Origin of the sequence: Streptomyces sp. NPDC127084, assembly GCF_042724175.1 — a bacterium.
Taxonomy (GTDB): domain Bacteria; phylum Actinomycetota; class Actinomycetes; order Streptomycetales; family Streptomycetaceae; genus Streptomyces.
Map to the genome: position 1 here is coordinate 3,674 of NZ_JBHXFA010000163.1, position 10,997 is coordinate 14,670.

A 10,997-nucleotide genomic window follows, 5' to 3' on the forward strand; every position below is an offset into this window, starting at 1 on the left:
GCGCGGCGCCGCGCGCGGCGGGACCCCACCGCCCACGCCCGCGCGCGCCCGCGGCCGGTGGGGGCCCCTCCGGCCTCCGCGCCCGCGTCCTCCGGTCGCCCTGCCGGAACGCGGCTCTGCCGCGTGGGGCGCCGGCGCCCCACATGGCAGAGGCGGGCCCGGGCTCGTCCGCGGAACCGACGGCGACCAGGCACCCGGACGCGTTCCGGTGAGGACGGACGCGTCAGGCGGCCTTGAGCCGGTCGGCTGCCCGCTCCCCACGACGGCCTACCGGGACGATTCCGGTCGCCGCGCCGAGGCCGAACTCCGGCATGTTGATGTAGACGGACTCGTAGGCGCCTGCCGGGACGACATACGTCTCGTGCCAGAAGCCGACCTTGCCCTTGCCCTCCCGCAGACGCCGGTTGAAGGCGGCCCAGGCGGGCCGGTGCTCCCCGTCCTGGTCGGAGGCGTAGGCGAGCAGCTTCTCCTTCGACTCCCAGTACTGGACCACGTACAGCAGCCGGGGCCCGCCCAGCAGGTACTGGAAACCGAGCAGCCCGCGCTCCTTCTCCTTCGAGAGCTCGATGATCATCCGCGGCATCGCCGCGGCCACCGGAAGCCAACTGCGCAGCGCCCGGAAGTTGTTGATGCGCATCCCGATGAGGAAGACCGTCACTCCCTCCTCCGACCGCGCCGTCATACGCCCCGTGACCGGCTTCGCACCCATGGCCGCCTCCCTGGCAAGGATTACTGGATAGTGGAGCTATCTATAGTTAGATAGTGCCACTCCCCAAAGAACGGTGCAAGCGAAGGTGGCAAGCGGATGAAGATGGCGGAGCTCAGCGAGCGCAGCGGTGTACCCACCGCGACGATCAAGTACTACCTGCGTGAGCAGCTGCTGCCGGCCGGGCGGCGGATCAGTGCCACCCAGGCCGACTACGACGAGGGCCATCTGCGTCGGCTCCGGCTGGTGCGCGCGCTTATCCAGGTGGGCCGGATACCGGTGGCCGCTGCCCGGGACGTGCTGGCGGCGGTCGGGGACGACTCCCTCGACCACCACTCGCGGATCGGGGCGGCGGTCTGGTCCCTGCCGCACACTCCGGAGGCGGGCGAGGACGATCCGGCGGCCGGGACGGCACGCCGTACCGCCGAAACCCTGATGGAGTGTATGGGCTGGGACTTCGGCCGCCAAGCGGGCGCCGAGTCGCCGGCGTACCGGATGCTGGTCGGCGCGATCGCCACCATGGTGCGGCTGGGCTACCCCTGCGATATGGAGCAGCTTCTCCCCTACGCCCGCAGCGCGGGTGAACTGGGCGTCGCCGACCTGGACTTGGTGGAGCAGTACGAGGACGAGGAGGCACAGGTGGAGGCGGCGGTGGCCTGCACCGTGCTGTACGAGCCGGTGCTGCTGAGTCTGCGCAGACTGGCCGAGGCGGAGGAGTCGTTCCGGCGCTTCGGCCGATGAGGCAGCCATGAAAGCGAGGAGGCCCTCCCCGGATGGGAAGGGCCTCCTCGTTCTGTACCCCCGACCGGATTCGAACCGGCGCTACCGCCTTGAGAGGGCGGCGTGCTAGGCCGCTACACAACGGGGGCTTTGCAGATGAGCTCTGCGAGCTGGCCTACCTGGACTCGAACCAAGACTAACTGAACCAGAATCAGTCGTGCTGCCAATTACACCATAGGCCATGGTGATGTAGACCAGTACCCCCGACCGGATTCGAACCGGCGCTACCGCCTTGAGAGGGCGGCGTGCTAGGCCGCTACACAACGGGGGCCCTAGCGATCCCATCCGGCAGACGCCGGATGATGTCACCACTGGATCATCGGGAGCGACCCGGATGATCAAGCAGGATGGATCTGTACCCCCGACCGGATTCGAACCGGCGCTACTGCCTTGAGAGGGCAGCGTGCTAGGCCGCTACACAACGGGGGCTTTGCAGATGAGCTCTGCGAGCTGGCCTACCTGGACTCGAACCAAGACTAACTGAACCAGAATCAGTCGTGCTGCCAATTACACCATAGGCCACCAAAACTCAACCCCCCTGCGGGGGTTTCATTCGGTTGGTGCGCTTCCGGTCCTTGGCTTTCGGCCCGCTTCCCTCGGCGCAGGAAGAACATTACCCGAAGGTGGACGGCGCTCCAAAACGGGTATCGCCCAGCACCCCGGGAAGCTCGTCCAGCGCCGCGATCCGGGTCAGCTCCGGCCTGCCGCCCCGTCCCGACCGGTCCAGCCAGATACCGGCCAGTCCGGCTTCGACCGCGCCTCGGGCGTCGATGTCCGGGTGGTCGCCGATGTACGCGACCTCCCGCGGCGGCAGGCCGAGTGCGTCGCAGACCGCGAGGAAGGCCGCGGCCTCGGGTTTGGACACGCCGAGCTCCACGGCGCACAGGACCGCTTCAAAACGATGCCGCACCCCGAGAGCGCGCAGCTTGCGGTCCTGGTTGTGGATCGACGAGTTCGACAGAACGGCATGCCGGTACGAACCGCTCAGCCGGTCCAGCGCGGGCAGGAAGTCCGGGAAGAGCGCCCATGCCGCCTCGTAGTGCACGACGTGCCGCCCGAACCACTCGTCGGCCTCGGCATCGCTCAGCGGCCTGCCGAGGAAATCGCGGACGCGGTCTCGCCGCTGCCCCTGGAAGTCCACCGCTCCAGCGGCGAAGCGGTCCCAGTGCCGAGCGGTGAGCTCCCGCCAGCGCCGCAGGGCTTCGTCCGCCGACAGGTAGCCGTGCGGCATCCCCTCGGCGTCGAGCATCCGCCGCAGCCCTGCGGTGTCGGCTCCGGTGTAGTCGAAGATCGTGTCGTCGATGTCCCACACCACGGCTTTCACGGCCATGGCCCGACCCTAACGGCATTCGCCGAGCCCGGCTCCCCTTTCGGTGATGTCCGCCGCTGCGGGCGCGGCACCGTCCGCTCCCCCGGCAGCACGAAGCGGGGGGGGGGGGGGCGGGCGGGCCGCACCCGCCCGCCCCGGCGCGCCCCCCCCCCCCGCCAGGTGCTGGACATGGTCGCCTCCATCGCCGGGCATCGTCCCCCGGCCAGCCGCCCCGCCCGCGCCCCCGAGGGGGGGGGGGGGCGCGGGCGGGGCGCCCCCCCCCGCCCCCCCCCCCCGCCGCCGCGCGGGGGGCCGCCGCGGCCGCCCCCCCCCCCCCGCTGTGTGAAGCGCTGTGTGAGGTACCGCGCCGCTCCCTCGCTACGCGGTGAGCTTGGCCAGCGCCGCGTCGATCCGGGCCAGGGTGCGCTCCTTGCCCAGGATCTCCAGGGACTCGAAGAGCGGCAGCCCGACCGTGCGGCCGGTGGCGGCGACCCGGACCGGGGCCTGGGCCTTGCCCAGCTTGAGGCCGTGCTCCTCACCTGCGGCGAGAACGGCGTTCTTCAGCGACTCGGGGCTGGACCAGTCGGCCGTCTCGAGCTTCTCGCGGGCCGTGCGCAGCAGCGCGTCCGAACCCTCCTTCATCGCCTTCTGCCAGGAGGCCTCGTCTTCGACGGGCTCGTCGCGGAACAGGAAGTCGACGTTGGCGGTGATGTCCGACAGCACGGTGAGCCGGGTCTGCGCGTGCGGGGCGATGGCCTCCCACGCGGCCTGGTCGAAGCCCTCCGGCGCCCAGTTGGCGTGCGGGGCCTTCAGCCAGGGCTCGCAGGCCTCGGTGAAGGCCTTCACGTCGAGCAGGCGGATGTGGTCGGCGTTGATCGCCTCGGCCTTCTTGAGGTCGAAGCGGGCCGGGTTGGCGTTGACGTCCGCGATCTCGAACCGCTCGATCATCTCGGCGATCGAGAAGACGTCCTGGTCGGCGGAGAACGACCAGCCGAGCAGGGAGAGGTAGTTGAGCAGGCCCTCGGGCAGGAAGCCGCGCTCGCGGTACAGGTTGAGCGAGGACTGCGGGTCGCGCTTGGAGAGCTTCTTGTTGCCTTCGCCCATGACGTACGGGAGGTGCCCGAAGGCCGGGATCTCCTTGGCGACACCGAGCTCGATCAGCGCCCTGTAGAGGGCGATCTGGCGCGGGGTGGAGGACAGCAGGTCCTCGCCTCGCAGCACGTGCGTGATCTCCATCAGGGCGTCGTCCACCGGATTGACCAGCGTGTAGAGCGGTGCGCCGCTGGCCCGGACGATGCCGTAGTCCGGCACGTTCTCCGGGGTGAAGGTCAGCTCGCCGCGCACCAGGTCGGTGAAGGTGATCGGCTCGTCGGGCATCCGGAAGCGGACGATGGCCTCGCGGCCCTCGCGTTCGTACACGGCCTTCTGCTCATCGGTCAGCTCGCGGCAGTGGCCGTCATAGCCGGAGGGCCTGCCCGCGGCGCGGGCGGCCTCGCGGCGCTCGTCCAGCTCGGTGACGGTGCAGTAGCAGCGGTAGGCGTAGCCGCCGGCGAGAAGCTTCTCCGCCACGTCCCGGTAGACGTCCATGCGCTGCGACTGGCGGTACGGGGCGTGCGGGCCGCCCTTCTCCGGACCCTCGTCCCAGTCGAGGCCGAGCCAGCGCAGTGAGTCGAGCAACTGCTCGTAGGACTCCTCGGAGTCGCGCGCCGCGTCGGTGTCCTCGATGCGGAAGACCATGGTGCCCTGGTGGTGCCGGGCGAAGGCCCAGTTGAACAGGGCGGTGCGGACCAGTCCCACATGGGGGTTGCCGGTCGGCGAGGGACAGAAACGTACGCGGACTGCTGCGTTAGCCACGCTTGATCACCTTGTTGGTGAGAGTGCCGATGCCTTCGATGGTGACGGCGACCTCGTCGCCGACGGTGAGGGGGCCGACCCCGGCGGGGGTGCCGGTGAGGATGACGTCTCCGGGGAGCAGCGTCATGGCCTCGGTGATGTGGACGACCAGGTCCTCGATGGAGCGGATCATGTCGCTCGTACGTCCGAGCTGGCGCTGTTCGCCGTTGACCGTGCACTGGATGGTGAGGTCGCCGGCGGCTGCAAGGTCGATGCCGGTCTCCACCCAGGGGCCCAGCGGGCACGCGGTGTCGAAGCCCTTGGCGCGGGCCCACTGCTTCTCACGCTGCTGGACGTCGCGGGCGGTGACGTCGTTGGCGCAGGTGTAGCCGAAGATCACGTCCTTGACGCGTTCACGCGGGACGTCGCGGCACATCCGGCCGATGACGACGGCCAGCTCGGCCTCGTGGTGCAGTTCCCGGGAGAACGAGGGGTACTCGATGGCATCGCCGGAGCCGATCACCGAAGTGGTGGGCTTGAAGAATGCGATGGGTACGTCCGGGACCTCGGTGCCGAGCTCCGCCGCGTGCTCCGCGTAGTTGCGGCCGATGGCCACGACCTTGTTGGGGAGTACGGGCGGCAGCAGCCGGACCTTGCTCAGCGGGACTTTCGTACCGGAGAGCTCGAAGTCGGCGTAGGGAATGCCTTTGATGATGTCCAGGACGAGGCCGGCTGGATCGCCGGTCCCGTCGCCCTCGACCGCGCCGAAGGCGACATTGCCGTCGATGGAGAATCTGGCGATGCGCACGGGTGCCTTGCGCCCCTCACGTTTCCGCTGGCTGGAGTCTGACGCTCCAGGCTAACGCGGCGCAGGCACCCGGCCTGCCGCATTACCGCTCACCGCGCCCGGGCGGGCCGCGGCCCGCCGACTGTGCCTTACGGCGCGGTGGGGGCGTCGATCAGGGTGGTGCGGCGGGGGTTGGCCGTACGGGTCGGAAGGTCGACCGAATGCTCCGGCTGGGTCTCGGGGCTCAGCTCTCCGGCGTCCTGGAGGTTCACCAGGGTGGTGCGCCGGGGGTTGGCTATGGTGCGGAACATCATGGTCTTCATCGCGTGCGTCGGCCCTTGTCGGTCGGGGTGTCCGTGTAAAGCCAAAGGCTAGACAGCCGATTCTCGGGGAAAGCGCGGATTCGACTGTAGGTTACGTGTGAGTTTGCTCACGAACTCTCGGTGAATTCGGTCATTTCGGACTGCAAATTGGCAACTTAATCACCGCCCAGAAACGGACATTACGACACTGAATCTGCCATTCCGCTCCTGATCATCGCGACTGGGACACCCCCCACCCGTAAGCGACTCGTAAGCAAACGTCCCTTTCCTCCGCGATCGCTTTCTACGGCTTGTGACACACCCGCTACATCAGGTCACTCAGGTCACAGCCCGATACAGGGCCTTGTTGCAGATCCGGGCACTGTGCTGGAATTCCACGCACCGCCGCATGTTCAATCCGGCGCACAAGGGGCGCGACAACGCGCCGAGTGGCGGCGGAGAAGGGGAGAAGCGCCGGTCACCACCGAACCCATCATCGGGGGCGCGCCGAAGCGCCCCGCCACGCCGACACCGCCCCGCCGTCCGCGGAGGGGCGCCTGGTCCAGAGGTTGCGACGCTAGTGCAGGGACGTTTCAAGAAAGATGGCATGGGGCGTCCCCAGGCCCGCCAGGGCCACGGGGAAGCTGCATCTGAACAGGAGCCGCGCGGCGGAAACGACCGCGGGTCCGCGCCCCGGCACACCCACAACCAGGCCCAGCACCCGGTGGGCGAAGGCGGCGACCGCGGTGCGCGCTCCGGCGCCGCACAGGGCGGTGCCCGGCCCGGCCCGGCTCAGGACGGCCCCGAGCCGGCCGCGCCGAAGCCCAAGGGCAAAGGCCCCACCGACACCGGCTCGCGGATAGCCCTGCGCAACTGGCGCATCAGCACGCGACTGGTCTCCCTGCTCACACTGCCCGTCGTCGCGGCGACCACGCTCGGTGGGCTCCGTATCAACGAGTCCATGAACGAGATCGAGCAGCTCGAGCACATGCAGCTGCTGACCGACCTGACCCGTGACGCCACCGCTCTCGCCGAGGCGCTCCAGAACGAGCGCGACCACGCGGCCGGCCCCATCAGGAACGGTTCGTCCCCCGACTCGGACTACGACATCATCCGGCCGCGGCAGGTCACGGACCAGAAGCAGCTGGCCTTCCTCGACGCCGTCAGCGACATCCCCGAGGACAGCGGCGACCAGGCGCTGAAGAGCATCGACTCCAACGTCTCGCAGATCGCCCAGCAGGTGCACTCCATCGGCGACCTGCGCAAGGCGGCGTACCGGGACGGCAATGTCTCCGGCACGGTGGCGGGATACAGCCGTCTGATCAACCTGCTGCTCAGCCTGTCCCAGGACATGGCCCAGGCGACCAGCAACCCGGACATGATCGACCGGACCCGTGCGCTGGCCGCGTTCTCGTCCGCGAAGGAATACGCGTCGATCCAGCGTGCCGTGATCGCCGCCTCGCTCCCCAAGAACGCGTCCGGAACGCCGGACATGAACGAGAACGACCGCCTCCTCGGCTTCGACGCCAGGACGGGCGAGGCGGCCGAGATCCGCACGTTCTCCAACATCTACTCCTCGTACGGCGAGAACGCCCAGGACCTGCTCCGCACGCTGAAGACCGGCAACTCCGAGATCGCGAAGGCCGACGAGTACGCCGCCCAGGTGCTGCGCAAGAACGGCGCCATCAAGGACCGGCCCCGCGGCTATCTGAACTGGACCGACCAGGCCGACACCAAGCTCCAGGCGATGAACCAGATCGAGGAGACCCTCCTCGGCCAGATGGAGACCAGGGCCCGCGAGCTGAAGCAGGAGTCTCAGCAGGTCGCCCTCATCAACGGTGCGCTGATCCTGCTCGTCCTCGGTGTGTCGCTCGTCGGCGCCTTCGTCGTGGCCCGGTCCATGATCCGCTCGCTGCGCCGGCTCCAGGACACCGCCACCAAGGTCGCCCAGGACCGTCTGCCCCAGCTCGTCAAGCAGCTCTCCGAGGCCGACCCGCAGGACGTCGACACCAAGGTCGAGTCCGTCGGCGTGCACTCCCGGGACGAGATCGGCAAGGTGGCCGCGGCCTTCGACGACGTGCACCGCGAGGCGGTCCGCCTCGCCGCCGAGCAGGCCCTGCTGCGGGGCAACGTCAACGCGATGTTCACCAACCTGTCGCGCCGCTCGCAGGGTCTCATCCAGCGTCAGCTGTCCCTGATATCCGAGCTGGAGTCCCGCGAGGCCGACCCGGACCAGCTGTCCTCGCTCTTCAAGCTGGACCACCTCGCGACCCGTATGCGCCGTAACGGCGAGAACCTCCTCGTCCTCGCCGGTGAGGAGCCGGGCCGCCGCTGGACCAGGCCCGTCCCGCTGGTCGACGTGCTCCGTGCCGCCGCCTCCGAGGTGGAGCAGTACGAGCGCATCGAACTGGCCGCCGTGCCCGCGACCGAGGTCGCCGGCCGTGTCGTCAACGACCTGGTGCACCTGCTCGCCGAGCTGCTGGAGAACGCCACGTCGTTCTCCTCCCCGCAGACCAAGGTCCGGGTCACCGGTCACGCGCTGCCCGACGGCCGCGTCCTGGTCGAGATCCACGACACCGGCATCGGCCTCTCCCCCGAGGACCTCGCCGCGATCAACGAGCGGCTGGCGTCCCCGCCGACCGTGGACGTCTCGGTGTCCCGCCGGATGGGTCTGTTCGTGGTCGGCCGCCTCTCCCTGCGGCACGGCATCCGTATCCAGCTCCGTCCGTCCGACTCCGGTGGTACGACCGCGCTGGTCATGCTGCCCGTCGACGTCGCCCAGGGCGGCAAGAAGGCCCCGGCCAAGCCGGGTACCGGCGGGCCGGGCGGTGCCCCTGCCGCGCAGGGCCCCGGCCAGGGCCAGGGTGGCGGCAACCGCCGTCCGGGTGGCAGCGGTGCGCCTGGTGGGCGGCTCGGCGCCATCACCCCGCGCGGGCAGGTCTCCGGCGGCGGCGGCGGCGCGCGTCCCGCGCTGCCCGGCCGTGGCGGCGCGCCGCTCCCGGGCGGTCCCCAGCAGGGTGGCCCGCAGGTACCCCAGCAGGGCGGTCCCCAGCAGGACTCCGCACGCCAGGGCGGCGCACCGGTCAGCGCGTTCGGCGCTGACAGCGGCCGTGGCCGTCCGACCGGACCGGCTGGTCAGGACCGCGGCGAGCCCCGCCAGGGCGGCCGGCCCGAGCAGGGCGGCTTCGCCGGGCACAACCCGGGGCCCGACCGTGGCCGTGGCGGCTTCCCGCAGGATGCCCAGGCCGGTGACGACCGCGGACGCCGTCTGCCGCAGAGCGGTGCCCCGCGCGCCGAGCTGCCGGGGGGCGGCGGCCAGCCGACCCGTCCCCAGCCCGTGAGCTGGGGCGGCGAGCAGCCGTCCGGCCCGCAGCGTCCTCCGCTGGACGCCCCCCGCGGCCACGAGGAGCACGAGAGCACCGGGCAGTACGCGCGCCCCGGCTACGGCCAGCAGCGTCCCGGCACCCAGGACCCCGCTGCCACCGGCCAGTTCGCCCGACCCGACTACGAGCAGCGTCCCCCGGTCCAGGGCCGGCAGAGCCCTGCGGCCCCGCAGCAGCGGGGCCGGGACACCGGTGGCTACACGCCGCCGCGCCAGCCCGCGGCGAGCCTGCCGGCCCAGCCGCAGCCCGAGGCCCTGCCACCGGCGACCGGTCCCGGCGACGGCCGTACGCCGCTGTACGACACGCTGGAGACCAACTGGTTCCACGGCGGCGGTGCGCAGGCCGCCCGGCACGGCCAGGACGCCGGCGGACAGCGCGGCAGCGCCCCGAGCGGCGCCGGTCGGCAGCCCGCCGTACCCCAGCAGTCCACCGGGCGCCCGGCGCAGCCGGTGCCGCCGCGTCGTCCTGCGGCCGAGCCTGCCTCGCCGCCGGCCAACCAGGCCGGCCAGGGCGGCTACCCCGCCCAGTCCGGCGAGGTGAGCGGTTCCGGTGCGGGTTCCGAGTGGCGCAGCTCGCCCAACGACGAGCTGGTCCGCCAGGCCGAGCGGGTACGCAAGCCCGCCGCCGGAGGGATCACCACGTCGGGCCTTCCCCGGCGGGTGCCGCGCGCCAACCTGGTCCCGGGCACCGCGCAGGAGGCACCTCAGCAGGCCGCCGGTCCGCAGGTGTCCCGCGCCCCCGACGACGTGCGGGGCCGACTGACCAATCTCCGCCGCGGTATCCAACAGGGTCGGCAGGCGGGCGGCTCCGGTAACACCGGAAGCTTCGATCTCGGCCCCAGTCACCAGCAGGAGCGTTAGTGTGAGCCCGATGAGCCAGGCGGCGCAGAATCTGAACTGGTTGATCACCAACTTCGTGGACAACACCCCCGGGGTGTCCCACACGGTGGTGGTCTCCGCCGACGGACTCCTGCTGGCGATGTCCGAGGGATTCCCGCGCGACCGTGCCGACCAGTTGGCGGCCGTCGCGTCCGGACTCACCTCGCTGACGGCGGGTGCCTCCCGCATCTTCGAAGGCGGCCCGGTCAACCAGACGGTGGTGGAGATGGAGCGCGGCTTCCTCTTCATCATGTCGATCTCGGACGGCTCTTCACTGGCCGTACTCGCCCACCCGGACGCCGACATCGGCCTCGTGGGCTACGAGATGGCACTCCTGGTCGACCGCGCGGGCACGGTCCTCACCCCGGACCTGCGCGCCGAACTCCAGGGGAGCCTGCTGCACTAGAGCCCGCCAGGCCGTGAGGGATGTACGCCCCCAGGTACGCGCTCCCGGCCCGCCGTTTTCCATCACCTATACCGCCCGGCCGCCCCGACCGGCCCCCCCACCGGCCCAGTCAGACGGCACAGCCGACCACTTGCTGTCATGTCACGCCCGGAGGATTCATGACCCCGCCCCCCGCCTCTCACGATCCGTACGGTGTCCCCGTGGACACCGACTACGGACCTGAGGGCGACCAGCCGCTGGTGCGTCCTTACGCGATGACCGGCGGCCGGACCCGGCCGCGTTACCAGCTCGCCATCGAGGCGCTGGTCAGCACCACGGCCGATCCCGCGCGGATGTCGTCCCTGCTGCCCGAGCACCAGCGGATCTGCCACCTGTGCCGCGAGGTCAAGTCGGTGGCAGAGGTCTCGGCGCTGCTGTCGATGCCGCTGGGTGTAGCGCGGATCCTGGTCGCGGACCTGGCGGAGGCCGGCATGGTGGCGATCCACCAGCCGGGCAACGGAGAGGCCGGCGGTACGCCGGACGTGACACTGCTCGAAAGGGTGCTCAGTGGACTTCGCAAGCTCTAGCGGCGGTGCAGCCCGCTCAACCACCAGCGCGAAGATCGTGGTGGCGG

Annotated in this window: 9 protein-coding genes, 5 tRNA genes and 1 pseudogene; 5 read left to right on the forward strand and 10 right to left on the reverse strand. The window is 70.7% G+C overall.

Features of this window, described 5'->3' with window-relative positions; all coding sequences use genetic code 11:
* Positions 1 to 223 precede the first annotated feature (223 nt).
* Positions 224 to 709, reverse strand: coding sequence for a DUF4188 domain-containing protein (locus ACFWI9_RS28340; protein ID WP_387166290.1), 486 nt, complete (start codon positions 707 to 709; stop codon positions 224 to 226).
* A 96-nt stretch (positions 710 to 805) separates the two neighbouring features.
* Here ACFWI9_RS28340 and ACFWI9_RS28345 point away from each other — a divergent pair, with 96 nt between their 5' ends.
* Positions 806 to 1,447, forward strand: a complete 642-nt coding sequence (locus ACFWI9_RS28345; protein WP_387166292.1) for a MerR family transcriptional regulator — start codon at positions 806 to 808, stop codon at positions 1,445 to 1,447.
* A 55-nt stretch (positions 1,448 to 1,502) separates the two neighbouring features.
* On the opposite strand, the gene ACFWI9_RS28350 is transcribed toward ACFWI9_RS28345, so the two are convergent.
* From ACFWI9_RS28350 to ACFWI9_RS28390, 9 genes are all read right to left on the reverse strand, one after another.
* A tRNA-Glu gene (locus ACFWI9_RS28350) sits at positions 1,503 to 1,575 on the reverse strand.
* A 21-nt stretch (positions 1,576 to 1,596) separates the two neighbouring features.
* Positions 1,597 to 1,668 (reverse strand) — tRNA-Gln (locus ACFWI9_RS28355).
* A 16-nt stretch (positions 1,669 to 1,684) separates the two neighbouring features.
* Positions 1,685 to 1,757 (reverse strand) — tRNA-Glu (locus ACFWI9_RS28360).
* Between the two features lie 85 nt (positions 1,758 to 1,842).
* Positions 1,843 to 1,915, reverse strand: a tRNA-Glu gene (locus ACFWI9_RS28365).
* A gap of 21 nt (positions 1,916 to 1,936) precedes the next feature.
* Positions 1,937 to 2,008: transfer RNA gene (locus ACFWI9_RS28370), tRNA-Gln, on the reverse strand.
* A 91-nt stretch (positions 2,009 to 2,099) separates the two neighbouring features.
* The gene (locus ACFWI9_RS28375) at positions 2,100 to 2,816 is read right to left on the reverse strand and encodes an HAD family hydrolase (RefSeq protein ID WP_387166294.1); all 717 of its coding nucleotides are present in this window, start codon (positions 2,814 to 2,816) and stop codon (positions 2,100 to 2,102) included.
* A gap of 357 nt (positions 2,817 to 3,173) precedes the next feature.
* Positions 3,174 to 4,649 carry a glutamate--tRNA ligase gene (gene gltX, locus ACFWI9_RS28380; RefSeq protein WP_387166296.1) on the reverse strand — a complete coding sequence of 492 codons (1,476 nt, stop codon included), beginning with the start codon at positions 4,647 to 4,649 and terminating at the stop codon, positions 3,174 to 3,176.
* On the reverse strand, positions 4,642 to 5,436 hold the full coding sequence (locus tag ACFWI9_RS28385) for a fumarylacetoacetate hydrolase family protein (protein ID WP_387166298.1): 795 nt from the start codon (positions 5,434 to 5,436) through the stop codon (positions 4,642 to 4,644). The genes gltX and ACFWI9_RS28385 overlap by 8 nt, the downstream gene beginning before the upstream one ends.
* Positions 5,437 to 5,564: 128 nt before the next feature.
* Entirely contained in the window at positions 5,565 to 5,738 is a 174-nt protein-coding gene (locus ACFWI9_RS28390; protein WP_387166300.1) for a hypothetical protein, read from the reverse strand.
* 586 nt (positions 5,739 to 6,324) lie between these two features.
* Between ACFWI9_RS28390 and ACFWI9_RS28395 the strand changes: the two genes are divergently transcribed.
* The 4 genes and pseudogenes from ACFWI9_RS28395 to ACFWI9_RS28410 form a co-directional block, all read left to right on the forward strand.
* Positions 6,325 to 9,960 (forward strand): nitrate- and nitrite sensing domain-containing protein, encoded by a 3,636-nt coding sequence (locus ACFWI9_RS28395; protein ID WP_387166302.1) that lies wholly within the window; start codon positions 6,325 to 6,327, stop codon positions 9,958 to 9,960.
* A 10-nt stretch (positions 9,961 to 9,970) separates the two neighbouring features.
* A complete protein-coding gene (locus ACFWI9_RS28400) occupies positions 9,971 to 10,384 on the forward strand; it encodes a roadblock/LC7 domain-containing protein (RefSeq protein WP_138057401.1) in 414 nt (137 codons plus the stop codon).
* A gap of 158 nt (positions 10,385 to 10,542) precedes the next feature.
* Entirely contained in the window at positions 10,543 to 10,950 is a 408-nt protein-coding gene (locus ACFWI9_RS28405; RefSeq protein WP_387166304.1) for a DUF742 domain-containing protein, read from the forward strand.
* Positions 10,931 to 10,997, forward strand: a pseudogene (locus ACFWI9_RS28410) (ATP-binding protein); the annotation flags it as partial. The gene ACFWI9_RS28405 and the pseudogene ACFWI9_RS28410, both read left to right, overlap by 20 nt.